At 69.8% G+C, this 25,376-nt stretch carries 16 protein-coding genes and 1 pseudogene; 12 read left to right on the top strand and 5 right to left on the bottom strand.

Going from position 1 to position 25,376, the window contains the following annotated elements:
• Window positions 1-75: 75 nt before the first annotated feature.
• Both ACIQVL_RS47350 and ACIQVL_RS47345 read right to left on the bottom strand, forming a co-directional pair.
• Window positions 76-1,983 carry a Mu transposase C-terminal domain-containing protein gene (locus ACIQVL_RS47350; RefSeq protein WP_403478700.1) on the bottom strand — a complete coding sequence of 636 codons (1,908 nt, stop codon included), beginning with the start codon at window positions 1,981-1,983 and terminating at the stop codon, window positions 76-78.
• A 324-nt stretch (window positions 1,984-2,307) separates the two neighbouring features.
• Window positions 2,308-3,027, bottom strand: coding sequence for a TnsA-like heteromeric transposase endonuclease subunit (locus ACIQVL_RS47345; protein WP_403478699.1), 720 nt, complete (start codon window positions 3,025-3,027; stop codon window positions 2,308-2,310).
• A gap of 430 nt (window positions 3,028-3,457) precedes the next feature.
• On the opposite strand from ACIQVL_RS47345, the gene ACIQVL_RS47340 reads away from it, so the two are divergent.
• Window positions 3,458-5,617, top strand: coding sequence for a helix-turn-helix domain-containing protein (locus ACIQVL_RS47340; RefSeq protein ID WP_403478698.1), 2,160 nt, complete (start codon window positions 3,458-3,460; stop codon window positions 5,615-5,617).
• A gap of 53 nt (window positions 5,618-5,670) precedes the next feature.
• On the opposite strand, the gene ACIQVL_RS47335 is transcribed toward ACIQVL_RS47340, so the two are convergent.
• Window positions 5,671-6,723 (bottom strand): TniQ family protein, encoded by a 1,053-nt coding sequence (locus tag ACIQVL_RS47335; RefSeq protein WP_403478697.1) that lies wholly within the window; start codon window positions 6,721-6,723, stop codon window positions 5,671-5,673.
• 105 nt (window positions 6,724-6,828) lie between these two features.
• Here ACIQVL_RS47335 and tpg point away from each other — a divergent pair, with 105 nt between their 5' ends.
• The 7 genes and pseudogenes from tpg to ACIQVL_RS47300 all read left to right on the top strand — a co-directional run.
• A complete protein-coding gene (gene tpg / locus ACIQVL_RS47330; RefSeq protein WP_403478696.1) occupies window positions 6,829-7,398 on the top strand; it encodes a telomere-protecting terminal protein Tpg in 570 nt (189 codons plus the stop codon).
• 14 nt (window positions 7,399-7,412) lie between these two features.
• Complete coding sequence (locus ACIQVL_RS47325; protein WP_403478695.1) at window positions 7,413-8,375, top strand: hypothetical protein; 963 nt, start codon at window positions 7,413-7,415, stop codon at window positions 8,373-8,375.
• A gap of 104 nt (window positions 8,376-8,479) precedes the next feature.
• A complete protein-coding gene (locus ACIQVL_RS47320) occupies window positions 8,480-9,076 on the top strand; it encodes a DNA-binding protein (RefSeq protein WP_403478694.1) in 597 nt (198 codons plus the stop codon).
• A 22-nt stretch (window positions 9,077-9,098) separates the two neighbouring features.
• The gene (locus ACIQVL_RS47315) at window positions 9,099-11,135 is read left to right on the top strand and encodes a hypothetical protein (protein ID WP_403478693.1); all 2,037 of its coding nucleotides are present in this window, start codon (window positions 9,099-9,101) and stop codon (window positions 11,133-11,135) included.
• Window positions 11,135-11,851, top strand: a complete 717-nt coding sequence (locus tag ACIQVL_RS47310; protein WP_403478692.1) for a helix-turn-helix domain containing protein — start codon at window positions 11,135-11,137, stop codon at window positions 11,849-11,851. The genes ACIQVL_RS47315 and ACIQVL_RS47310 overlap by 1 nt, the downstream gene beginning before the upstream one ends.
• Before the next feature lie 84 nt (window positions 11,852-11,935).
• Entirely contained in the window at window positions 11,936-12,205 is a 270-nt protein-coding gene (locus ACIQVL_RS47305) for a helix-turn-helix domain-containing protein (protein ID WP_403478691.1), read from the top strand.
• A 318-nt stretch (window positions 12,206-12,523) separates the two neighbouring features.
• Window positions 12,524-12,911, top strand: a pseudogene (locus ACIQVL_RS47300) (DNA helicase); the annotation flags it as partial.
• 556 nt (window positions 12,912-13,467) lie between these two features.
• On the opposite strand, the gene ACIQVL_RS47295 reads toward ACIQVL_RS47300, so the two are convergent.
• Window positions 13,468-13,860 carry a hypothetical protein gene (locus ACIQVL_RS47295; RefSeq protein ID WP_403478690.1) on the bottom strand — a complete coding sequence of 131 codons (393 nt, stop codon included), beginning with the start codon at window positions 13,858-13,860 and terminating at the stop codon, window positions 13,468-13,470.
• 40 nt (window positions 13,861-13,900) lie between these two features.
• Between ACIQVL_RS47295 and ACIQVL_RS47290 the strand changes: the two genes are divergently transcribed.
• The 4 genes from ACIQVL_RS47290 to ACIQVL_RS47275 all read left to right on the top strand — a co-directional run bounded on the left by ACIQVL_RS47290 (window position 13,901) and on the right by ACIQVL_RS47275 (window position 24,443).
• Window positions 13,901-17,041 carry a LamG-like jellyroll fold domain-containing protein gene (locus tag ACIQVL_RS47290; protein WP_403478689.1) on the top strand — a complete coding sequence of 1,047 codons (3,141 nt, stop codon included), beginning with the start codon at window positions 13,901-13,903 and terminating at the stop codon, window positions 17,039-17,041.
• Between the two features lie 83 nt (window positions 17,042-17,124).
• Window positions 17,125-23,544, top strand: coding sequence for a putative adhesin (locus ACIQVL_RS47285; RefSeq protein WP_403478688.1), 6,420 nt, complete (start codon window positions 17,125-17,127; stop codon window positions 23,542-23,544).
• Between the two features lie 3 nt (window positions 23,545-23,547).
• Window positions 23,548-23,964, top strand: coding sequence for a hypothetical protein (locus ACIQVL_RS47280; protein ID WP_403478687.1), 417 nt, complete (start codon window positions 23,548-23,550; stop codon window positions 23,962-23,964).
• Between the two features lie 41 nt (window positions 23,965-24,005).
• Window positions 24,006-24,443 (top strand): hypothetical protein, encoded by a 438-nt coding sequence (locus ACIQVL_RS47275; RefSeq protein WP_403478686.1) that lies wholly within the window; start codon window positions 24,006-24,008, stop codon window positions 24,441-24,443.
• Window positions 24,444-24,586: 143 nt separating this feature from the next.
• Here the strand turns inward: ACIQVL_RS47275 and ACIQVL_RS47270 are convergent, their stop codons facing one another.
• Entirely contained in the window at window positions 24,587-25,195 is a 609-nt protein-coding gene (locus tag ACIQVL_RS47270) for a hypothetical protein (RefSeq protein ID WP_403478685.1), read from the bottom strand.
• Window positions 25,196-25,376: the final 181 nt, after the last annotated feature.

Raw genomic sequence — 25,376 nt, 5'->3', positions numbered from 1 at the left:
CGTCCTCGGCGGCGGGCGGCGGTGACCGGCACGAGATATCCGCGCCGGCCACCGCTCACAGACGGGGTAAGAGCGCTAGGACTGTTCAGCGGATACAGGGTCGTGATCGAGGCCATCGCCCGGCTGGGGCGCGACCGACGGGCTGCCGGGCAGCGCGAGGCGCACAGCCGGCGCGCACAGCCGGCGCGGGTCGACGTCCATCACCGACAGGCTGGCGATGCTGCCGTAAACGGGTGCGGGGATGCCGCGGTAGGGGTCCTGCACCGGCGCCGGCCCGACGCGCATGCCGCGCTCGACGGGGGTCGGCTGCGGAGCGGCGGTGCGGGAGGGGCCGCGGCCGACGCGCTCCAGCAGGGAGCGAACCAGCCGGGCGATGGCCACCTCGTCGCGAGTGTGGCCACCCTTTTCGACGTGGGCAAAGGTGGCCTGGTCCCAGACGTGTTCGCTCCAGGCATCGCCGATCAGCCGCTGGTAGACGAAGTCGGCCTCCGCCCACTTGCCGTTGCGGTGGTCCTCGAGCCAGACCTTCTCCGGCTGGTGGGGGTGATAGCGCACCGGCCATCGCTGGCCCTTGCCCGGCCAGCCCGAGCGGGTGTTGCGATAGCCGTTGAGGGCACGGCTGTCGTAGGTGCGGTTGTTCAGGCGGATGCCCTTGTCGGTGACCTGCACCCAGGCGGTGGGCAGCAGCCGCAGCCGGTCCTCGGCGCTCAGCCGGAGGGGGACGTAGCCGCTGCTGGCGACGTGGGCGGCGAACATCTGGTTGGGGGTGCGCGGCGGCATCGAGGGCAGGAACGGGTTGCGCAGTTCGCTGTGCGGGCGCTGCTGCCAGCCCAGGGCGATCCACTGCTGCAGGAAGTCGTTGATCTGATCGATGCGCCACAGCCGCTCTTTGGCGACGTCCTTGCCGCGGTGGGTGAGGTCCTTGCCGGTGTAGCCGGGCACGAACTGGCTGAAGAGGCTTTTGACCGAGCCGAAGGACCGCTCCATGATCGCCTTGTGGGTGGGGGAGTAGGCGCAGGCCGGGCGTACGGAGATGCCGAGCTGGGCGCAGGCGTCCATGAAGGCCCGCCCCGCGAACACCTTCCCGTTGTCCATGATGATCATCTCCGGAATGATCACCGGCCGGGCGGCCGCGCCCTCCATCCGCTCGTCGGCCTCCACCAGCTGCGCATAGGGCAGATCGGAGCCCTTGGCACCCGCCTTGAGCGACCAGTGCGGGCGCATCGGCTGCGGGGTACACATCTCGGCCAGCAGGAACAGGGCGTCCACGGCCTTGGTGGCCCGCCCGCCGTGACGACGGGAGGTGGATCCGGTCTTGGTGCCGCTGGACTTGGGCCGGATGACCGCGGCCAGGATCGTCCGAGTGACCACGTCGATGGCCGCGGTCAGCTCCAAGGACACGACGCGTGAGGTCTCGTCTAGGGCCAGCATGTCCAATGAGGTGGTGTCGATCTGCACCTGCTCGCCCGGCGCCGTGGCCATGGCCAGAGTGAACGGCGGCTCGGGGCGGTGGCTGCCGTCGCCGCGCCGGGCGGCGGCCTGCTTTCCGCAGACGATCCCGAGTCGGTCCAGCAGCCGGTAGAACGTCGCTCTGGACGGCATCACCTTCTCCGCCTTCTTCTTGAACTTCCGCACGCATGCCCTCCTGAGCAGTTCAAACAGCCGTGACCTGGTCCCGATGGACCTCTTCTCGTGCCGCTTGTGCACCTTGCGCAGCAGCTTGACGACCTGCTCGTCGACGCGGCCGTGCTGGCTTGGGCCGCGCACCCGCCGCTTGTCGACCAGCCCCCACACGCCTTGCTCCAGCCAGGCCAGCCGCTTGCGTTCCACCGTGGCCGCCGACACCGGGTGGTGCGCGGCGCGCAGTTCGGCGGCCTTGGTCTCATACCGGTCGCGCAGGGTAGTGCGCCCGGGGTCGTAGCAGGGGCGCGGAGCCGTGCCCGGGGCAGCGAATCCGGGCAGTCCCGTGTGCACTTCCAGCACATGGTCGAGCCAGAAGTCGACCTCCTTGCGGGCCTCCTTGGACAGGCCCTCCAGCAGGTCCGCGCCGCCCAGGGGCCGGCGTTCGGACGCCGGCGACGGGGCGGGGCTCGTCTGTGACCGGCGCGTCCGGCGCGTCCAGCACGCGGAAGCCAGGGGAGCGGTACAGCGTGTCCAGCAGCACGACGGCGTCCTCCCCGTCGGCGTGCTGGCTGAGCAAGTGCACTCTGCTGCCCTGCAGCGCCGTCACCAGATACGTCTCGTCGTGCCAGTGCACGGCGCTGCCTACCGTCACGGCCCCGGGCCGAGCCGGTGCGTGCACCGCCATCAGCGCACCCCCTGCGGCGACCACACCAGGGAGCGGGCCGGCACGAACGGGGTGCTCCAGTCGATGAGCAGCTCGCGCTTCCAGACCAGGTGCAACGCTCGTGCCACCGTGGCCAGTTCGGGCAGGGCACTGGACTTCACCCCGTCGGTGAACGGGCGCGGCCGGGCGAACACCTGGTGCAGGACGTGTGCGGTGTCCGCGTCCGCCAGCCGCGTATGCCGGTAGCGGGCCAGCCGCTGCCGGTTCGCGGCCGCGGCTGTGTCATCCCCGCCCGGATGCACCCGCACCTCCCAGCCGGCCTGCTCGCCGGCCGCCTCCAGGAGCCTCGATGCCTCCTCCCAGCCGCCCGCCGCCCGCTCCGATGCCCTGCACACCAGCAGCCGTGCGCGCCCGTCGGCCAGCCGGGCGAAGAAGTCCGGCACGTACCCCCCTGCGCTGTCCGCCCAGGCCAGCCGCAACGGCCAGCCGGTGAACGACATCACCTGCGGATCGAACTCCAAAGACAGCGCCGCCTCCAGGGCACCGAGGCTGGCGCAGCCCGCGAGCCGGGCCTGGCCCGCCGGCCGCCACCACGTGGTGATCGCCCGCCGGCCCCGGTACCGATTCGGTCTCCACACCTCGGCCCGTTCCTCCAGCCGCTCCTGACGGACCTGGCTCACGGGTTTCTCCAGCAGCCGCCCCGCGGGGGACAGGAACTGCGCCCACACCACCTCAGCCACGACACCACCTCTCACGACAGCGAAAGCACGGATATCGCCCGCGTGATCGATCCGGGCGATGCCGATCACCGTGGCCGCCCGCTGCCCGCGAGGAAAGCGATCCGGGTCGAACGCCCTCGAACGAGCGAGCGCGCGCCGTGCCTGCGCGCCGTTCGATCACACGGGCGAACCGGCTGTTGTGCCAGGTGAACCCGTACTGAGAGGCCGGAAATAGGGGGGCGCAGGACAACATTCGGTGCGCGCCCGCTCGAACGGAGCAGATTTCCGGCCTGCTTCCGCGGCATCTGTGCAGGTCGACGGCCAGCGGAACGTTCTTGCGTATGACGCATGTGCTTTGCGGATTCCTGCATGCTGCGCTGCCAAGCGCATCTGCTTGGACCAGCAGTGCCGCACCCAAGACCAAGCACCAGTGGGGGAGCCGAACCAGCCCATGGACGGACTGTTCGACTTCGACGCCATCCCAGAGCCCGGGCCGACGCCCGGCGGCCTGCCCGTGCCGGCGCAGCGGCGCAGACTGCGCCGCGAGTCCGGCCTGTCTGCACACCAGATCGCCGACGCCTGCAGCGTGAGCGAGGACACCGTCCACGCCTGGGAACAGGGCAGCACCACCCCACGCGGCGACACCGCGGCCATCTACGGCCATCTGCTGGCCGCCCTCAAAGCCCGGCAGGAGGGCACTGCCGTGCCGGAACCCCCGCCAGCCCAGGCACCCGACTGGGCCGCGCTGGGCGCCCTCCGCCACGAGATCCCCACCCAGGCAGCAGCCCACGCACCGTGCCGACGCTGCCAGCAGCCCACACCCCACCGCGTCGGCGGCCGCCCCCAGCACCTGGGCACCCGCTGCCCCGCGGCCGACGCCGGACAGGCCCAACCCGCCCCGCCCGCAGGCCAGTCAGCCTCTGCACGGCCCACCGGTGCCGCCCCTGTACCGACTTCGCCCTGCCCGCCCGCCGCCGTGGTGCGGCTGTCCTATCCGCCGCTCAAGGCCAGGAGCATCTCCGACGGCCCCCTTGCCGTCCTCGAGGCCGGCCCGTCAGGGCTGGTCGCCCACCTCGCTGACGGCCGCACCCGGGCCTGCCCCGCCGAGAACCTGCGCGGGCTGCTGGCCTGGGCCGTGAACACCCCGCTCGGCGCGACCCCGGTCCACCGCGAAGCGCTGCCGCCCGGCCCGCTGCTGGTGCTCACGTCCACCGCCCGCGCCCGCCTGGCGCTGCCCGCCGGCCTGCCTGACCTGCCCGCACGGCATCCGCGCAGCGACCACCCGCTGCTGCAGCAGGCCCGCGCGATCGGCTGGCAGACCGATGCCGACGGCCTGGGCCCCTGGACGCGGCTGTACCCCAGCGCCGGTGATCCAGCCTGCGACAGCATCCACCTCGCCGTCACCGACTGGGGCGCCCTGCACCAGGATGCCTGGAACCTGCCCGAACGGCTCACCCCCGGCGAACTCGCCGCCGTCCTGGGCCAGTACACCGCGCTCGTGCGCACCCCGCTGGGCCCCCCGGGCGCCTGCGGACACCAGCTCATGCGCGACCTGCGCCCGCCCGCCCACCGCCACACTGCCACCGGCGCCCTGCTGACCGCAGGGGTGGGTGGAGCTCTGACGAGGCCGGTCGACCCGGCCCCCTGCGAAGCCCCGCCCGGCCACCAACTGGCCAGCCACCGTGCCGAGCAGGACACTCTCGCCGACACCGACATCGACTGGTGGCGCCACCCCCTCCCCGACGAAGCCGACCGCGCCTACGCGGTGTGCCTGGCGGTCAACCTGTTCCACCTCGCCGGCATCAGAGAGATCCAGGTCGCCGACGGGCCGGCCCGCCACGTTCCCCACCCGCCCTTCGACCGCAAGCGGCCCGGCAGCTGGCTCGTCGACCTCTCCGCCGTCCCCCAGCACCAAAAGCTGCCACCGGCCTTCGCCGGCACCGGCCCCGTCTGGCACACCACACCCGCCGTCGCCTACGCCGCACTGCGCGCGGGCGCAGCACAGCTGAAACGACCCGCCGAGGGCTGGCTGCGCCCCGGCCCGACTAGCCCCTACCTGGCCCCCTGGTACGACCACCTGCGCCTGGCCCGCTTGCCCGTCCTGGAACGCCCCGGCATCACCGCCACCATGGACACCCCCGACCTCCTGGCCGCCCTCGCCGGCCTGGCCCAGGCCGACCCCCTGCAACGGGCCCTGCTGCACGCCGTGCACGCCACCGGCGAGGACGCCCTGACAGCACTGGCCCAGCCGCCCGCCCAGCCCGACCAGGCCGCGCTGGCCGCCTGGCCCACCCCCAAGGAGCCCACCTGGCGTCCCGACCTGTATGCCGCAGTCGTCGCCAACGCCCGTGCCCACGTCCACCGCAAACTCGCCCGCACCTCCCGCACCGGCTACTGGCCCCTCGCGGTCGCCGGCGGCCACATCATGTACGCCACCCACACTCCGCACCTGACCGAGATCACTGAAACTCCTGGCAGCGACTTCAGGATCGGCATCTCGCCCGGCCACGTCCTTCCCGTCGCGGTGCGCCCCCTGCACTGGTACACGGACCGCTGCGCCGAGGGCACGAACCCCGCCCAGCTGCTGAAGGACACCTGCCCGTCATGGTGAGCCCCCCGCCCGCCCACGGCGCTTCCAGCTTGCCCCGGGCGGCTTCCTCCATCTCACTCCGCGGCGGCCACGGGCCGGCCCAGCCGCCAGTCAAGACACGAGGCGTCCTCCAGCGCCCCTCGTTCCGGCAGGCCGTGATGCGGGTCCATGACCGGCAGGTGCCCCGTTCGGTAGCCGGGCGGCGGCGCCGGCCGGGCCAGCCGGTCCACCACCGGTGCGGTAATGCGATGCTGCAGCGTCCACTGGCGCAGCATCCGGTAGCCGCCGTGCTCTATCGGGCCGGGCATACCCAGCCGCTCGCCCACAAAGGCGATCCATCGCTTCGAGACCCAGCCTGGTGCACCGCCCGCGAACTCCCGGCCCCAGAGCCGCTGCCGCTCGTACACAGCCATGGCCTCGGCGACGATGACGGCCTCCGGGTAGACGACCAGCGGCACTGCCCACCGCTGCCGCCCGGTGCCCAGCACTGTCTCCCGGCCGGCCCAGAGGGTTTCCGAGCCCATCTGGCGGCTCTGCCACCAGGCTGCGGTCACCTGCAGTGCATCGGCCAGCAGCGCCCGCGCGTACGGTCCCAGCCGCTGCTGCAGCCGCACCCGACGGCGATGCGCCCGCACCACTTCCTCAAGCCCGGCCAGCGAGACCTGGGCGGGGCCGCCGTCGGCGGTGCTGCGCAGCCACCGGCCGTGGCGCACGCACACCTGCCACGGATCGCCGGCGGCCAGCACCACCGGTGTCACCAGGTCATCGTGCCGTGTCAGGCACCCCGGGCACGGCTCAAGCGGCGTCCACTGCCCGGCCCAGGGCTCCACCCGCACCGACGGGCGGCGGCCGCCACCAATGCTGGCGGCCAGCGTGGGCAGGGCGCGGCACAGCTCCTGGGGCGTGCGCCAGGACATCACCGCCAGCCGCGCGACGGCCTGTTCACCAAGGAACACCTCTTGCGCCCACGGATCCAGCTCCCCAGGCGGCCGGTGCGCTCCCGCCTCCCGCAGCACCTCCTTCACGGGCAGCTCGTTGAGGTGGGCCAGCCGTCGGACAAACGAGGCCGCCGCCTCACCCGGCACTGGCTCCAGCCCCACCAGCTTCGGCACCGCCTCCGTGTCCATGCCCGCCTCCCACATCCCCGGCCCGGGCCCTCCCGCCCCGCCCCCTTCACCGCGGACAACGACCAGCCGTGAACCCGGTAACCCCCGGCAGGAGACCACCCCACCGTGCCGCTGTTGAACACCTCCGTCGCCCACGCGCTCGACCTCGCCGACGCCCGGCACTGGACACGGCAACCACCCAAGCGCCCCGTCACGCGCCTGCGCCATCTGCTGCGCCAGACCAGCCCCACTCTCCTCGCGCCACGCCTGTTCGCCTATCCCCACGCCCTCACCCGCTGGGCCGAGGGCGACCTCAGCGACCTCACGCCCGCCCAGGCCACCCTCATCGAGCGTGAGATCTACCGCACCTGGCAGCCGGACGTCCGCCACCGCGCGCATCAACAGATCCTCGACCACGACGGCTGCGTCACCGCTCAGCTCCACGCCCGTTTCGCCTACACCACCCTCAGCGGCGAATTCCACGACCTCCGCCTGCTGCGCTTGATCGAGGATCTGCCCGCCCTCCACGCCCGCCAGCTCTTCGACGCTCGCCGCCGCGACGCCGGCGAAGACGAACTGCGCCGCATCCTCGCCGACGGCATCGGCGAGGCCTACTTCTTCCGCGCCCTGCCCGCCGACCAGCAGCAGGCCGCCGTGACCATCAGCGACCTGCACCTCATCCAGTTCCACTACTGACCCAGGGAGCCCCCATGACCGTCATCTACGCCTTCCAGGACCACAGCGGACGCTGGCACGGAGACCCCGACGCTCCTCTGCTCGACCCCACCGACGAGCCCGGCCGCGGGATCCTCACCTACCAGCCCGTGCCCGGAACCCCCGAAGCGGCCAGCCCCTTCACCGGCCAGCGGCTCACCGTCCTGTACGGCGCCACCAACCTGGAGACCGGCCCCGTCTCCTACCAACTCGACACCGGCGGCCGCTTCCTGGCCACCTGGAACATCCACACCCTCCTCGCCTCACCGATGGGCGCCGCCCCTCTGCCCGCACCGTCCGACACGCCGCCCGACCCGCTGCCGGCGCCCTGCCTGGAGTCCGCCTTCACCGAAAACGGCCGCCGCTACGTCCTGACCGGCACCCGCTGCGACAACCGACGACTCGCCCTGGAACTCACCATCAGCAGCGAACGCGGAGACATCCAAGGAGAACTCTGCGGCGCCGTCCCCGCCCACGACCTCGCGCCCCTGGCCCGTCTCCTGGACGCAGCCTCCCGCACCCTCACCACCCCCGCCTCCATCCCCCCGCCCCGCCAGGGCAGCGGGTGGGCGCCCGCAGACTGTGCCCGGCTCGCCGCCCGGTTCCGTCAGGAACGCGACTTCACTGTCCTCGCCGCAGAGTTCGGCTGTTCCCGCGGCGCCATCTACGAAGAACTCGCCCGCCAGGGACTGATCCGGACACCCGGATCCGACCGCGCCACCCCCGCCAGCAAGCCCCTTTCCGACGTCATGCAGCAACGCCGCCAGATCCACCGCAACTCCCATGCCCGCTGGAGCGACGAAGAGGAACGGCAGCTGGCCCGGCGCTGCGCCGACGGAATCCTGATCCCCGAACTCAGCAAAGAGTTCGGCCGCAGCGAACAGGCCATCGAATCGAGGCTGTTGAAGATCGGAGCAGTCGGGCCTGCCGCGGACGAAGCCCGCCTCAACGCCCTGTGACACCCACCAATCTGCAAGCTCGATCTGATATCTGATCGGGCTTGCACGGAAGAGGTGCGTACCGCTAGCGTTCTCTGCGGTACCACACACCACAGGGGACGGACATGGCCGTGCTGCTGACCACGGGACAGGCCGCCGCCGAACTGGACTGCGCCATCACTACCCTGCGCCGCCTCATCCGCGCCGACGTCCTGCCCGGCCTCTCCCACCGCGGCGTCCGAGTCATGATCCCCCTCGACGTCGTGCAGGCACTCCACCAGCGCCCGCACGCCCCGCTCCACCACCTCGACGCCCGGGAGATTGCCGTCCTGCGCGTCGACGCGGCCCGCCACGCCGACGAGGACGACCACACATGGACCGGCTACGCCCCCCACCTTGGCGCCGACCGTCTCCTCACGAGCCTGCGCGGCTGGTGGCGCTGCGACCCCACCAGCATCGCCACCGCAGGCCTGCTGCCCGTCACCCTGTCCGGCTACGTCGTCGCCGTCCTGACCTGCCTGGACACCTGGCAGCGCAACGACCAGGGCCGCTACGCCTTCCCCAACGCCCGTCTGGCCGGCTACATCACCGACCTCGCCACCCCCACGATGGAACTGACGTCCACCCGCCAAGACGACCGCGCCCTTGCCACCCTGCTGCTCGGCACCCGCCTGCAATCCCACTCAGGCGGCCCGATCGCCTACGTCACCACCGCCGGCTGAGCGAGCGCCACAAGGAACCCCGATGAATGCACAGACCTACACAGAAGGCCTCGCCGAACTGCGCACGCTGCGCGACGACGTCAAGAAAACCGCAGCCGCCCTGGCCCGCCTGGAAGCACAACGGGACAAGACCGTCATGGCCCTGGCCGCCCACGACAAGGCCAAGGCCGAGCGGATCGCCCCCGCCGCCGGTCTCAGCATCGCAGCCGTCGTCGCCCTGGCCCCCCAACTCGCCCCCCAGGACATGGACATCACCGCGCCCACCCCGGCCGCCGCCGAACGCACACCCCCGGCTGCCCAGCCAGCCACACCCGCACCAGATACGCCGACCCCCGCGCCACTCCAGCGGCCGACCGACCCCGCCACACCCCGCGAACTGCCCACCCTGCCCCAGGACACCGACACCGGCCGATGGTTCACCCCCACCTCGGGCCTGGCCTCCCAGTACCCCAACTTCACCCAGAACGCCCACCCCACCGTCTTCCTGGACGCCGCCACCGGAGTCCTCGTCCACCGCGACCAGACCCTCCGCCTCGACCTGGGCGACCGGTCGGCCGCAGCCATCCTGACCGCCGTCTTCCACACCGTCCCCCACACCATCCAGCGCATCTACATCACCGCCGGGGCACCCTGGCACCGCGATGCCGACCGCTACCCCTACCTCCGGGACGCCGTCGCCGCCTGGCTGAACGCACCCACCCCCGGCTGGCGCGTCGACACCGGCCGCGGCCGCGACCGGATGGCCGGACACTTCGTCCACGCCCGCAACCCCGTCGCCCGCTACCAGCGCGAGAACGGCGACCACCATGTCGAAATCCGCAGCACGGGGGAGTGGTTCGACCTGGACGCAACCGATACCCCCGGCATCGTCCGCGACGCCTTCCGCCTGCTGTGGGAGGAACTGCGCCGCCACTTCCCCGACGCCGTCGTCCTCGGCTCGCCCTCCCAGACCGGCCGGGACCTGTGGACCCGCACCATCCCCCGCCGGGGCAAACACGCCGACGGCTTCCCCGTCCTGTCCGAAGAACTGCGCGGCCTGCTGCACGCCACCGCCGGACAGGGCCGCAACGAACTCCTCACCCCGCCCCGCATCCCCCAGCAACTGCCCGCGCTGATCGAATACGACCGCACCTTCGCCTACGCCAAACACACCTGGAAATCCCCGGTCGGCACCCCCCGCCGCGTCACCGGCCAGACCTTCGCCTCGTGGTCGGCCAAAGAACAGCACGACGCCCTCTACGGCTGCGGCCACTGGCACATCCGCGTCACGGTGCCCGACGGATGGAACCACGTCGGCCTGCTCCCCGCCCCCGCCCCCGGCGAGCGCGCCTGGCACTACCCGGCTTCGCCCGGCGCCACCTTCACCACCTGGGCTGGCGGACCCGAAGTCCACACCGCCCTGACCAACCCCCTCCAGCCATGGAAGGTCGAAATCCTCGACGGCATCCTGTGGGAAGCAGGCAAACCGCTGGACGAATGGTCCAAGAAACTCAAAGAAACCTGGACCAACCTCTCCGCCCAGGCCCACTTCCAGGGCAATCCCCAGCAGGCCCGCGCCGCCCACCTCGCCTCCCGCGCGGTGCGCTCCATCCTGCTCTACGGCATCGGCTCCTTCGCCCAGCGCCCCCGCATGGTCACCGGCACCACCCCCCGCGCCATGGAACGCGACGTACCCCCGGACGCCGAAATCGTCGGCTTCGACGATGAACTGATCACCTGGCAGAAGCCCACCGGCTTCGCCCGTGACCCCAACGCTCACCCCGAATGGGCCGCCGCCATCTGGTCCTCCGCACGAGCCGCCCTGCTCACCCAGTACCACCGCGACGAGGACACCTACGCCGGAGCCCTGCACACACCCCCCGGCACCGTCGTCGCCTTCCGTACCGACGCCCTCTACCTCACCCAGTCCCAGAACTGGCCCTACCGCCACCGTCCGGGCGACTACCTCCTCAAGGGCCACCTGTCCGGTCCCGTCAACGCCCCCACCAGCGAAGAAGAGCTCCTTACCCTGCGCGACACCGGCCGCCAGAACCTGAACAGCACGCCAGAAGAGGCCTGATGCCGCCCCGACGCCGCCAGCCGGCCCCCCGGCCCGTACTCAACGAAGCCGCCCAGCTCACCGACCAACTCCAGGAAGCTGGCTACACCAAACGAGACATCGCCCGCATCATCGACCGCGACCCCTCCCTGGTCTCGCAGTTCTACACCAAGAACAAAGGCGCAGCCTTCGTCCCCGCCCTGCGCGAAGTCCTGGCCGCCGTGCAGACCGGTGGCATCACCGACCTGCCCGAACTCGCCGCCATCGCCGCCCGCCATACCCAGCGGCGCACCACCGCCTCCGGCGCCCGCGCCCGCGTGCGCGGCAAAGCCGTCCTGATCACCCGCACCGGCTCCGGCACCGGCCGCGTCGGCGCCCAGGCCATCGCCTCCGGCTCGGCCCGCCTGCGCCCCCTGATCGCCGAAGCCGCCCGCCGCGGCCTGCGCCTGGCCTTCACCGTCCGCCTGGCCAAAACTGGCTACCTGCACCCCTCCGGCAGCCGCACCGACTCACCCGGCATCCGCCGCGACGTCATCCAGCGCGCCGACCACACCGAAGAACGCTCCTACGGCTCCGCCCAAACTGGCGGCTTCGACGCCGCCGACTTCGCCCGCCGCGTCAACGCCGCCAGCGGCGACGTCACCGCAGCCGTCCACCAATGGCTGGTCGAGACCGGACGCATTCACCCGGACGCCCACATCATCCACCTCGAAATCCGCACCTGGCGCCCGCGCTGACCGGCTCGCCACAACACACCAGCAATCACCCAGGCACATTGCCGTGCAGGCGTACCGGCGGCGGACAACGGTAAGTTGAACGCCATGGTGCTGTCGTCGGGGGAACGCGTGAGGGCCGCAGTCGCCGCGCTCATGCAACTGGCTGGGGAGACGCAGGCCGATCTCGCGATGGCGTTGGGAGTCAGCCAGGCTCAGGTCAGCCGCCGCCAGTCCGGCGCCGCGGCATGGCCCCTGGACGACTGCGACCGTGTGGCCGCCCACTACGCCATTGATGTACTGGATCTACTCGCCGGCCCCACACGCGCATGCGAAGGCCTTCCGCCGACACGTCGACGCGCTGCCCAGCGTCAGTAACCGCACCAACCAAGAACCAATGACAGACGAACCATGATCGACAGAACAACGCCGCGCAACCTACAACCTGCGAAGAGCGGCGAACGCCAAGCCGTCGCGTGGCAAGCAACCGAAACACGCCCGAGCGGCGGGTGCGCCACGTGGAGAGAACAGACCTACGCGGTCGAAGCGCGGTGTTCGGCCGCCACGGGAACCGCGCTTCTGGCGGTTGCGCCCTTTCGTGCTGTGCCTCGCCGACACCCCGGGGGAGTGTGCTGGAAGCCAGCAGACAGGCTTCCGACACACGCCCTAGCAGGCTTCACCCATGGCGGGGTGGCGGAGGACCTCGACCTGCACACCGAACTCGCCGCCCATATTGTGCCGTTCGCCCGCAAAGTATGATCCGACCTGCAACACCCGGACGCCAGGGCTATCCGCTTAGGCCACGACCAATGCCTGAAAATCTGGGCCCTCACCCGACCTCGCATCGACGCTGACTTTCTGCTCCTGGACGAAGCCCAGGACGCCACCCCGTCGTCGGACAGATCTCCCTCAACCAGCGCGACCACGCTCAACTCGTCACGGTCGGTGACTCCGCCCCGCCCAGGCCATCTACCAGCGGCGCGGCGCCAAAGGCATCATGGCTGGCTTCGGCGGTAGCCACCTGGCGCAGTTGCAGTCCTTCCGCTTCGGCCCCGACCTTGCCCATGAGGCCAACCGCTGGCTGCCAGGCCGGCAGGCCGTCGGAGAGGGGCTGGTGTCGTTCCATGCCCTGCTGCTTGGTGAGGCTGCAGCGCTCAATCAGGTCGATGCGGTTCGTCAGGGTGTGACATCTCAACTTTCCCGCAAAGTGTGCATGCGTTGTGTTTTGGATCGGTTGCAGGCAGGCCAATGTCCGGGACTGTGCCGAAACGCAGCCGACCAGTTGTAGCAGTCGTCGATGTGGCTCGAAGCGGACGATGTAATTTTCGCTTCCTTTGCCAATCTTTTCGTTTACTCGCAGATCCAGACGATGACTTGACCGCTTCCCTTTGCTGTTTCATGATGCAGGCACATAGGGAACCCCTGCCATTCCTTTGCTTATTTTGCAATAACTTATGGGCTGTTTTGGTCGAACTGGTGGCCTTGGTGAGTGATTGACAGTCGCAATTCCCTGGGTTTTGATCATCCGGCCTGTAAGAAACGTGTGAACGCAAGGTGGGGGACATGGGGCGGGGTGGGGGGTTGCGTCGTGCTGTCGTGGCATCGGCGCTTCTTGTGCAGTTGCTGGGCGCCGCGGGCGTTCAGGCGGCCAGTGCGGCCGAAGCGGAACCTTCGTCGGCGGCGGCTGGCGGCAGTGCAAGTGATCTGTCGCCCGAGGCGGCCGCGTCGCAGGAGGCTGCGGCGTCCGGCTCGCCCGTCGAGGTGAGCGCGGAGACGACACCCACGCAACTCGTTACAGCGCATCCGGACGGCACGTTCTCGGTCGAGTTCGATCCGGTGCCGGTGCGCGCGGAGAAGGCGTCGGGCTGGGTTCCGGTCGACACGGACCTACAGACGACGCCGTCCGGCAAGGTCGTACCGAAGGCCGCGGCGGCGGACATCGCCTTCTCGGGGGGTGGCGCGAGCGATCCCCTGGCGAGCATTACCCAGGACGGGAAGACGTACAGCGTCGGCTCTCCCTGGACGTTGCCCACGCCGACGCTGGCGGGTGCTACGGCGACCTATCAGAATGTCATGCCCGGGACAGATCTGGTCGTACAGGCCACACCGGACGGCTTCAGTGAAAACCTGGTGATCAAGTCGCGAGACGCCGCGCAGAACACGGATCTGTCGAGCATTCGGTTCCCCGTCTCGGTCGACGGTGTGTCCGCGCACGACACGCACTCCGGCGGTGCCGCCTTCGTCGACGGCCAGGGGCGGCCGGTCTTCACTACGGGTACGGCGCTGATGTACGACTCCTCGGCCGCCCCGGCCCCCGCATCGGTTACCAACTCGACGACTGCGTCGGCGGCTTCGCACGGCACTGCCTCGCCGGCGTCGTACGCCGTGACCAGTCCTGCGCGCATGACTGCTGCCGCGGACGAAAGCGCACTGAACGGGCCGGCTCCCGGCGCCCGGTCGACCGTCATGGACGTGACGGTCTCGGACGACGCGCTGACCCTGAAGCCCGCGCAGTCCTTCCTCGACGACCCTGGCACCACCTACCCCGTGGTGCTGGACCCCCAGACAACCAGCGCCTCCCTCTCGGGCTGGACGACGGTGTGGACGAGTTCGTCCTCGACGTCGTTCTGGAAAACCTCGCATGCGCTGGGTGTCGGCTACGACGCGTGGGTGGACAACAAGAAGGCGCGGTCGTTCTACCAGTTCGACACGCACACGCTGGGCGGCAAGAAGATCCTGTCGGCGACCTTCACGGCGCTGGAGGTGTGGTCGGCCAACTGCACGGACAAGACGGTGCAGTTGTGGCGCACCGGAACGATCTCGTCGTCTACGACCTGGTCGAAGCAGCCGGCCTGGTCCGCCCAAGTGGACTCGGTCAGCACGGCCAAGGGCTACTCGTCCTCCTGCCCCGGTGGGAACGTCGAATTCGACGCCACAAATGCGGTGAACTACACCGCGGGGCAGTCGTCTTCGACCACCACACTCGGGCTGCAGGCCGCCGACGAGGGGGACGACATTGCCTGGAAGCAGTTCGCCTCGCCCTCCGACCACAAGCCCAGCCTGTCGGTGACCTTCGTATCCAAGCCGTCCGTGCCGACGGATGTGAAGCTGTCGAACCCGAACCTGGCGTGTGCGACGACCCGTGCCACGGCGGCTGTGATCCGGGACACGACGCCCACGCTGGGTGCCGCGCCGAAGTCGGCGGACGGCTCGCAGTCGACGCTGCGGCCCGACTTCCAGGTGTACAAGTACGACGCCGATGCCACCGATCCGCTGGCCGGTTCGGGCAGTCCGTCGGCGTACACGACTTCTGGTACCACGGGTACGTGGACGTCTCCGGCACTGACGAACGGGCAGACGTACTGGTTCCGCGCCCGCAGTGAGTACAAGTACTCCTTCAACGGCAAGACCGGCTACATGTACTCCTCCTGGACCAGTAGTGGATGCTGGTTCCGGATCGACTCCTTGGCGCCGGTGCAGCCGGACGTCGACTCGACGACGTACCAGGAGTGCGCGAGCCCTGACAGTCCGGACGACTGCACGGCCTACGGCGGTGTGGGCGCGCCCGCAACGTTCACGCTCAAGGCCAACGGGGCCTCGGACGTGGTCAAGTACACCTACCAGCTCAACGACAACCCGGTGCGGACCAAGACCTTCACCACCGCGACCACCAACTATGCGGTGTCCCTGGCGCCCGACGTGCGCGGCGTCAACACCCTGACCGTGCAGACCTGGGACGCGGCGGGCAACGCCTCGGCCAGCTACACGTACACCTTCAAGGTCGCGCCGGGCGCGGGCCCTGTCGCCCACTGGTCCCTCGACGAGGGCACCGGAAGTACGGCCACCGACGACATCGGTGGCAGGACGGCGACCCTGGCCGGCTCGGCCGGTTGGTCCTCCCTCGCCCGGCTCGGCAACTCTTTGCAGACCAACGGGACGTCCTCGTACGCGGCGACCGGCTCGTCGGTTCTGGACACCACTAAGAGCTTCACGATCTCGGCGTGGGCCCGGCTGACCGGTACCTCCCACAACGCGGTCGCGGTCGCGCAGGCGGGCGTCAACGGTTCGGCGTTCGCGATCTACTACTCGACCTCTTACAACGCGTGGGTCTTCAACCGGTACACCACGGACGTGGCAGCGCCGACGATCGTCCGCTCGATCGGTACCACCACGCCCGAAGCGGGCGTCTGGACGCATGTGATGGGTGTGTACGACGCGCAGGAGCAGACCATCCAGCTGTTCGTCAACGGCGTGCCGCAGGGTGACCCGGTCGCCTTCACTACGCCCTGGCAGGGCACCGGAGGCCTGCAGTTCGGCCGCGGCCAGTACGGCAGTGCGTTCACCGACTACTTCCCGGGCCAGGTCGACGAGGTGACCGCCTGGAACCGGATCCTGTCCGAGGAGGAGATCGCCGATCTCCAGGCGATGACCGACCCGAACACCGGCCACGCTCAGCCGGCGCTCGCCGCCGACTGGAAGCTGGAGGAGACCACGGGTACCAGCGCCGCCGACTCCTCCGGATACGGGCACACCGCGACCGTCGCGGGCGGCGGCACCTGGAGTACCGACACCGACGGCGGCAAGGGCAACGTCCTCTCCCTGGACGGCACGTCGACGGCCAACGCCACGGCGAACGGCCCGATCGTCGACTCCCAGGGCGACTTCACCGTGGCGGCCTGGGCCAAGCTCGACGTGGACGCGCTGTCCGACACCACGGTGGCCCACCACATGCGGATCGCCACCCAGTCCGGCGGTGTCCGTGACTCGTGGGGTCTGTGGTACGACCAGGCGGCGGGCTCCAAGCAGGGCAACTGGGTGTTCGGCCGCACCACCGCAGACGCCCTCGGCACCGCCGCCACGGTGGTGAAGGTGCCCGCCACCACCGCCTCGGCACAACTGGTCGATCCAGGCCAGTGGACCCTGCTGACCGGTGTGTACGACGGCGCCCACCACCAGCTCTTCCTCTACGTCAACGGAGTCCGCCAAGGCGCGCAGGGCGACACGGACACCGATGACGACACCGGCGACGGTGTCGTGTTCACCTCGCCCTGGCAGGCCACCGGCACCTTCAACATCGGGCGCGGACGGATCAGCACCGGCGCGTACAGCGACTTCGCCCACGCTCTCGTGGACGACGTGCGGGTGTGGACCGGGGTCATGTCCGACACCGACATCAACCAGATGTACGCCAACGAAGTGCCCATCCCGCTGTAACGGCGGCACCTGTCGCGGCGCGGGCCGCGACGACACGTACCGGCATGCGATCCGACGACCTTCGAAGCAGGGGGAGTTCAGTCATGGGTGGGCTACGGCACAGGCCGCTGCGGCGGGCACGGCTGTGGGTGGTCGGCGTCACGGCGAGCGCGGTGGTGGCCACCGGCCTCGGCACCGCCCCCGCGGTGTGGGCGAGCGAACGGCACGGCCACCACACGGTGGACGCGCCAGCGGTGGCGACCGGTACGGCCGTTGCCTTCAAGGCGAAGACTGCCGCGCGCAAGGATCCGGCGAAGGCGGCGGCAGCCCGTACCGCCGGGGCCGTCGCCAGGCCGGTGACCTGGCCCACCGCTGCCGCCAAGGCCGTGAAGGTGGGCGGGAGCTCGGCTGCGGCAGCCACCGTCGGGAGCCTTCCCGTGCGGCTGACAGGCCCCGCCGAGGGCGCTGCGCCCGCGAAGGTCACCATCCGTACGGCCCCGCACAGCACGGCCACCGCCCTCGGCATCCACGGCGCCGTCCTCTCCCTCACCCGCGCGGACGGGCCGAATGCCGCTTCCAAGACCCGCTTCACCCTGGACTATTCGGGCTTCGCGAACGCCTACGGCGGCGACTATGCGTCCCGGCTCTCGCTGGTCCGTCTGCCCGCGTGCGCGCTGACCACCCCGGCCCTGAAGAAGTGCCGTACGGCGACGCCACTGCCCACGAAGAACGACACGGCGGCCCACACCCTCACCGCCACGGCGCCCCTCACCCTCTCCACCATGACGGTCGCCGCGACCGCCGCGGCGAAGTCGGGCGCTGGTTCCTACCAGGCGACGTCCCTGAACCCGTCCGCGTCGTGGAGTGCGGGCGGCTCCAGCGGTGACTTCACCTGGTCGTACCCGCTGTCGGTGCCGCCGTCCAATGGAGGTCCGTCCCCCAACCTGGCGATCACCTACGACGCGCAGAGTGTGGACGGACGGCTGCCGTCGACCAACAACCAACCCTCCTGGATCGGTGAGGGTTTCGATCTGACGACCGGATACATCGAGCGGTCCTACGACTCCTGCGACGACGACGGCCAGTCGGGCAAGAACGACGAGTGCTGGGCCAACGACAACGCCACCCTCGTCCTCGGCGGCAAGTCCAGCCCGCTGATCAAGGACTCGACGTCCGGCGAGTGGCACGCCAAGGCCGATGACGGCGAGCGCATCACCCACTCCACGGGCGCCACGAACGGCGACAACGACGGCGAGTACTGGACCGTCACCACCGCGGACGGCACCCAGTACGTCTTCGGCAAGAACCGCCTGCCCGGGTGGGCCACGGGGAACGCGGTCACCAACTCCACCTGGACCGCACCGGTGTTCGGCGACGACTCGGGCGAGCCGGGCTATGACCAGGGGACGTCGTTCTCCGGTCGTTCGCTCACCCAGGCCTGGCGCTGGAGCCTGGACTACGTCGTGGACCCGCACGGCAATGCGATGTCGTACTGGTACACCAAGGAGACCAACTACTACGCCAAGAACGGCACCACGACCGACAACGGAACGGTGTACGACCGCGGCGGCTACCTGAGCCGGATCGACTACGGCATCACCTCCTCCACCGTCTTCGGCACCGCGCCGGAGAAGGTCTCCTTCACCACCGCCGAGCGCTGCCTGGTGACCGGCAGCGAGGACTGCTCCTCGCTCGCCTCCAGCACCGCCTCGCACTGGCCGGACGTGCCGTTCGACCAGATCTGCGCCTCTGGCAAGGTGTGCACCGCGACCGGGCCGACGTTCTTCTCCCGCAAGCGGCTCACGGGTGTGACCACCAGCGTCTGGGACGCGAGCCTGTCCACCCCGGCCTACCGGGACGTCGACACCTGGGCTCTTGACCACTCCTTCCCCGACCCCGGTGACGGCACCTCGGCCGGCCTGTGGCTCAAGTCCATCACCCGCACCGGCAAGGACGGCTCCACCAAGGCGATGCCGCCGGTCACCTTCGCCGGCGTCCAGTTGTCCAACCGGGTCGACACCACCCACGACGACATCGCCGCACTGATCAAGTGGCGCGTCCGAACGATTACTTCGGAGACCGGCTCGGTCCTGACCGTCAACTACTCCGACCCGCAGTGCGTGGCGGGGACGACCATGCCGAGCGCGCCCGACTCCGACACCCTGCGCTGTTTCCCGACGTACTGGCAGCCGCCGTACACGTCCGACCCGCAACTGGACTGGTTCCACAAGTATGTCGTCACCCAGGTCACCGAGTCGGACCCGACCGGCGGATCCCCGCTGAAGGAGACCGACTACACCTACAACGGCCCGGCGGCCTGGCACTACGACACCGACAACGTCACCGCCCCGGCCAAGCGCAAGACCTGGTCGCAGTGGCGCGGCTACGGCAGCGTGACCACGACCACGGGCGACGCGCAGTCCAGCCGTACCAAGACCGTAGCCACCTACTTCCGCGGCATGGACGGCGACAAGCAGTCCGACGGAACCACACGAAGCGTCCAGGTCACCGACTCCACCAAGGCTTCGGTCACGGACGCCGAACCACTGGCGGGCCAGACCCGCGAGTCGATCACCTACAACGGCTCCGCCGAGGTGTCCGGCACGATCACCGACCAGTGGATCCACCAGACGGCCACGGACGGTACGCGCAGCGCGTACTTCACCCGCCCGGCCGCGGTCCGCACCCGTACGGACCTGTCCTCCGGCGGCACCCGTGACACGTCGGTGTCCACGACGTACGACCCGACGACCGGTGCGGCACTGACCGTCGACGACGCGGGTGACACGGCCGTCAAGGGCGACGAGCAGTGCACCCGCACGACGATCGCCAACAACACCACCGACTGGCTGATGGCCTTCCCCACGCGGGTCGAGACGGTCGACGTGGCATGCGATGCCGCCACCACCCGCCCCGACGACGTGGTCTCCGATGTCCGCACTCTCTACGACAGCCAGTCCTACGGCACCGCCCCCACCCTCGGCGACGAGACGTCGACGCAGCGCCTGTCCTCGTACAGCAACGGCAGCCCCGTCTACCAGACGGTGTCCACCTCCCACTACGACGCGCAGGGCCGGGTCGACTCGGTCAAGGACGCGGACCAGAACACCGTCAGCACCACCAAGTACACGCCCACCACCGGCGGCCCGCTGACCAGCACGATCACCACGGACGCCAAGTCCTACGCGACGACCACCACCTTCGACCCGGCGCGTGGTCTGGCCACCTCGGTCGTCGACCCCAACAGCAAGCGCACGGACTACGCCTACGACGGCCTCGGCCGGCTGACCGGCCTGTGGCTCGCCAACCGCTCCAAGTCCTCAAGCCAGTCCGCGAGCCTCGTCTACACCTACGCGATCTCCAACACCGCGGCCTCCGTGGTCTCCACGGGCAAGCTCAACAACGACGGCACGACGTACGACACGACGTACGCCCTGTACGACGCGCTGCTGCGCCCGCGCCAGACCCAGACCCCGGCACCGGGCGGCGGCCGGGTCATCGCCGAGACCAAGTACGACAGCCGCGGCCTGGCCGTCGAGTCCGACGCCGACTACACCGACAACACCTCCCCGTCCGGAACCCTGGCGAACATCACCTCCGCGGTCCCGTCCCAGACCCTGACCACCTACGACGGCGCGGGCCGTGCCACGGCCGAGGACTTCTACGCGCTCGGCACCAAGCGCTGGACGACGTCCACCGCGTACGGCGGCGACCGCGTCACGGTCACCCCGCCCCAGGGCGGCATCGCGACGACGACCCTCACGGACACTCTCGGGCGCACCACCGAGACCCGGCAGTACGACAACGGCACCCCGACCGGCACCTACACGTCGATCAAGTACCACTACGACGCGAAGAGCCGGCTGAAGGAGGTCGTCGACGACGACGGCAACACCTGGTCGTACGGCTACGACCTGATGGGCCGCAAGACGACGTCGACGGACCCCGACACGGGCACGACGCAGACGACGTACGACGACCTCGACCAGGTCGCCACGACCACCACGGCGCTCGGCACGGCCGACGAGAAGACGCTCAGCTACAGCTACGACATCCTCGGCCGCAAGACCGACATGTACGACGGCAAGACGAAGGACGCGGCGCACGAACTGGCCAAGTGGACCTACGACTCGGTGGCCAAGGGCCAACCGACGTCGGCGATCCGGTACGTCGGCGGCTCCTCCGGCCAGGCGTACATCAGCCAGATCGGCGCCTACGACTCCCTGTACCGGCCAACCCTGACCCGGGTCACCATCCCCTCGGTCACGGGCGAAGAGGCGCTGGCCGGCACGTACACGTCGACGACCGGCTACAACATCGACGGCACCATCCAGGTCACCTCCGACCCGGCGGCCGGCGGACTTCCCGCCGAGTCCCTGGAGTACGGGTACAACGACCTGAGCATGCCGACGACGCTCAACGGCGCCACCGGTTACGTCCAGAACACCAGCTACACCAAGCTGAGCGACATCAGCCAGCTCACGCTGGGGGTTTCCTCCTCGGACACCGCCAAGTGGCTGCAGATCACCAACACGTACGAGGACGGCACCCGCCGCCTTCAGCGGGAACTGGTCACCGACGACGCGCAGAGCGCACCCGTCCAGGACACGACGTACACCTACGACGACGCGGGCAACCCCACGAAGGTCGCCACGCACGCCGACGGCACCGACGACGTTCAGTGCTACCGCTACGACGGCCACGACCGGCTCACCGATGCCTGGACGGCCACCGACGGCTGCGTCGCCGCCGCGTCCACCGCGGTCCTCGGCGGCCCGGCACCGTACTGGCGCAGCTACGCCTACGACGACCTCGGCAACCGCAAGACCGACGTCGACCACGCGACCACGGCCGGCGGCTCCGACACGTCGACCTCGTACAAGTACCCGCCGGCGGGCGGCACCCAGCCGCACACCCTGTCGTCGTCGACGACGACCAAGGGCTCGACCACGACCACGAACAGCTACAGCTACGACGGCGCGGGCAATACCCACACCCGTACGCTGGACGGCAAGACCCAGACGCTGGACTGGGACAGCGAGGGCCACCTCACCAAGGTGACCAACGCCGACGGGACGTCGGCCTCCTATCTCTACGACGCAGACGGCAACCGGCTCCTCTCCCGCGACGACTCCGGCACCACCCTCTACCTCGGCGACACCGAACTGCACCTCGCCAAGGGCGCGACGACGGCCACGGGCACGCGGTACTACACCTGGGCCGGCCAGACCATCGCCGTGCGCACCAGCACGGGCGGACTGCAGTGGCAGGTCACCGACGCCCACGACACCGCCGAGACCGCGGTCGACGCGACGACACAGTCGCTGACCCGGCGGCGACTCGACCCGTTCGGCAACGCCCGCGGCACCCAGCCGAGCTCGGGTTCCTGGCTGGGCGACAAGGGATTCGTCAGCGGTGTCGTCGACGCCACGACGGGGCTGACACACCTCGGAGCGAGGGACTACGACCCGACCATCGGCCGCTTCGTCTCGGACGACCCCGTCCTCGAACTGACCGACGCCCAGCAGATCGACGGATACACGTACGCGGCAGACAACCCGATCACGGGCAGCGACCCGACGGGCCTCATGAACGTGATGGACCCCGGTGGCGACGGCGGCTGCCCCTCCACCGGATGCACAGCCCCCTCCACCACGAGTGACGGCGACGGAGGCGGAACCCACCACAACAGTGGCAACAGCAGCGGTAGCAGCTCGCACCACAGCTGCGGCTGGTCCTTCTCCTGCTACGCCAAGAAGGCCTACCACGTCGTCCAGCGGCACCCGGTGATCGCCGCTGTGGTCGCCACCGCGGTAGTGGTGGGCGCGGTCGCCTGCGTGGTGGCGACGGCCGGCGCGTGCGGCGCCGTCCTGGTGGCGGGCGCCGAGGGCTTCACCGCCGGAGCCGAGATCGGCGGCTTGGGAGCCGCGGTGACGGGCGCGGCGGCAGGGGTGATCGGAGAAGGCGGGGCCGTGGTCGCCGGGGCGGCGGGGATCGCGGGAACCGGGGTCGCGGCCGTCGCCGAGGGCACGAAGACGGGCGAGGCGGAGGAATCCGCGGCGGCCGGGGGTGCCAAGGCCAGTGGTTCGGCGGCGGAGGACAGCGCCCGTGGCGCTAGCCCGCGGGTGGGCAAGGGGGTCGGTGCACCGCACGCGAGGAGCGTCACGCAGAAGGGGCGCTCCGACAACTCCACCGTCATCACGGGCCACGGATACTATGTGCGCGGCAGCGGCGACGCCACGGTGCCGACCGGGACGTGGGTGAAGTTCTACGTCGAGGACGGGAAGAAGCTCAAGGACTCCATCGGTCTCGCCGTGGAAACCGGTGCGAACCTCCCGCCCACCGAGACGTTCGGGCCGGGCCGGAGCATTCCCGACTACACCGTCGACACCCCCGACAACCTGAATATCAGCGGCAGGTCGATCAGTGTGTCGGAACCCACCAAACTGAGTGACATCCTGGAACCGAACATGGGCGCGTGCCACGTCGTCATCTGCCGCGAGCACACGAGCCCCAGAAGGTGAGCGATGGCGTACTACCAGGACCTCAGCCCGTACGAGTACTCGGACGACCCGGATGACTCCGGCGAGCGGATGGGCTCCGGGGAGTCCCTGCTGAACGTGGGGTGGCTCGCCGAGGGGCACGAGATCCCGCAGGGTGAGGTTCCCGACGGACTCGTGGAAGCGCTCCTGGAGCTGGCCAAGGACACGGTGAACGTCTACCGGGGCATGCACTTCTGCGACTTCTGCGTGACGTTCCAGGAAGCGCGGAAGAACGTCAGGTTCCGTGACGTGTTCATTGGCAGCGGAGAGATCCATGTGCGGGGCGGCGAAGGCCGTGTCTACGCCGCCCCGGCGCTGGTCGTACATTACGTGGCGGACCACGGGTACCAGCCGCCGATGGAATTCGTCGACGCGGTCCTGGCGACGCGGGAGGGAAAGTGACAGGCTCACGCGCGGAACGGCGTTCCGCGGGTACCGAGACCATGGTGGACGTGCTGCTGCGCTGGGCATGGATCCGGCGCCGCACGCCCGCGAGGGACATCGCGGACTTCGACGGTGGGCAGCCGCTGCGGGTCGTCGGGTTCACGCAGAGCATCGGTGGGCCGGTCAAGGTCTCGGTCGGCAGGGGCAAGCAGATCGCGAGGCTGAGGCAGGGCTACCTTCGGCTCGCCGTTGGTGAGGCGCCGGTCTGGAACGACGCGCGAGGAGGCCGGAGCGCGACCCTCCAGGCGCCGTTCCGGCTGAAGCCGGCGGCCGGGAAGGTACGCCTGGCCCGGAAGTTCGAGCGATACGAACTCGTCACGGGCGCGGGGACGTATGACCTGGCGGTGCCTAGGAAGGACGGGGAGCTGGTACGGCATGTGTTGGGCGGCGGGGCGGGGACTCGCCAGTGTGATGCGCCAGAAATCTCTGGAAAATAGTTCTGCTCTGTTTTCTGGGTGGTGGTTCCGATCTTGGTGGGGTAGTCGGCGAGGGAGTCGAGGATCTCGCCTGCTGGCTTGGTGCAGGTGCCGATCGTGGACCGGACCTGCGGCGGTGCCGTGGTGGTGGAACAGGCGATGCCCTATGCCGTGGCAGTTTCGGGCTGGGCCTCGCAGGCAGAGGCTGCCTCTTGCCCTGGTGCGTCGGCGGCCGTGTAGAACACCGAGGAGCCCTGCTTGGTGCGGTGAACGCGGCTCTTGGCCACCAGGTTTTCGAGTGTAGTGCGCACCACCTTCGTGTCGATGGCGCGCCCGGTGTGCGCTTGCCGGAGTGCCTCCGCGATCTCTACGGCGGAGCGCGGCTCACTCTGTTTGACCACATGTTGGTGGATGAGATCCACCAACTTGGGCTGAGCTGTTGTCTCGGCCGTCTTCTTGCCCTGGGGTTCTTGTGCCGGTGCCTTCTTCGCCGGCCGGCGGGCGCCGGATGCGGGGGCGGGTTTCTTCCTGGGGGAGGGCACTACGGCGCTGTCGGTGCGGGCCAACTCGGGAGCTGTGGTCGGGGCGCCGAGTGCCTGCTGCATGTTGACCAGCACAGCGTGGTCTCGCTGCAGAGCGGCCGACTGCTCTTGCAGTACGGCGAGTTCCTCAGTGACGCGTTCCTGCTCCTTGACGTTGCGGTCGAGGTCGTTGGCCACTTGGCTGATGTACTGCGACGTCAACTCGGTGGTGTGAGCCGTGCTTTCGGGCATGTCCGTCTCCTCAGGAGTGTGGCCGGATCGAAGCCTGCGGACACACTGCGGCAGGCTGGGGATGGAACATCGTCCGCTGTGTGCCCCGGTGTAGCGATGTTACGGGTGGGAAACCCTGGTTTTCCTGTGTGGGCGACACCTTCTGCTCTGGTGTGAGCATCGGGCGGCAGAGAGTGCTGCT

The organism is Streptomyces sp. NPDC090499 (genome assembly GCF_044769305.1).
Taxonomy (GTDB): Bacteria; Actinomycetota; Actinomycetes; order Streptomycetales; family Streptomycetaceae; genus Streptomyces.
This window is presented reverse-complemented; position numbering and strand designations above follow the sequence as displayed.

What these genes read in the sequence shown, in the direction of transcription:
- ACIQVL_RS47310 (WP_403478692.1), top strand. Translation starts at nt 11,135, where the DNA reads ATGCCGCCCCGACGCCGCCAGCCGGCCCCCCGGCCCGTACTCAACGAA.
- ACIQVL_RS47270 (WP_403478685.1), bottom strand. Translation starts at nt 25,195, where the DNA reads ATGCCCGAAAGCACGGCTCACACCACCGAGTTGACGTCGCAGTACATC.
- ACIQVL_RS47320 (WP_403478694.1), top strand. Translation starts at nt 8,480, where the DNA reads ATGGCCGTGCTGCTGACCACGGGACAGGCCGCCGCCGAACTGGACTGC.
- ACIQVL_RS47275 (WP_403478686.1), top strand. Translation starts at nt 24,006, where the DNA reads ATGGTGGACGTGCTGCTGCGCTGGGCATGGATCCGGCGCCGCACGCCC.
- ACIQVL_RS47315 (WP_403478693.1), top strand. Translation starts at nt 9,099, where the DNA reads ATGAATGCACAGACCTACACAGAAGGCCTCGCCGAACTGCGCACGCTG.
- ACIQVL_RS47290 (WP_403478689.1), top strand. Translation starts at nt 13,901, where the DNA reads ATGCCCGGGACAGATCTGGTCGTACAGGCCACACCGGACGGCTTCAGT.
- ACIQVL_RS47325 (WP_403478695.1), top strand. Translation starts at nt 7,413, where the DNA reads ATGACCGTCATCTACGCCTTCCAGGACCACAGCGGACGCTGGCACGGA.
- ACIQVL_RS47280 (WP_403478687.1), top strand. Translation starts at nt 23,548, where the DNA reads ATGGCGTACTACCAGGACCTCAGCCCGTACGAGTACTCGGACGACCCG.
- ACIQVL_RS47305 (WP_403478691.1), top strand. Translation starts at nt 11,936, where the DNA reads ATGGTGCTGTCGTCGGGGGAACGCGTGAGGGCCGCAGTCGCCGCGCTC.
- ACIQVL_RS47335 (WP_403478697.1), bottom strand. Translation starts at nt 6,723, where the DNA reads ATGGACACGGAGGCGGTGCCGAAGCTGGTGGGGCTGGAGCCAGTGCCG.
- ACIQVL_RS47285 (WP_403478688.1), top strand. Translation starts at nt 17,125, where the DNA reads ATGGGTGGGCTACGGCACAGGCCGCTGCGGCGGGCACGGCTGTGGGTG.
- ACIQVL_RS47340 (WP_403478698.1), top strand. Translation starts at nt 3,458, where the DNA reads ATGGACGGACTGTTCGACTTCGACGCCATCCCAGAGCCCGGGCCGACG.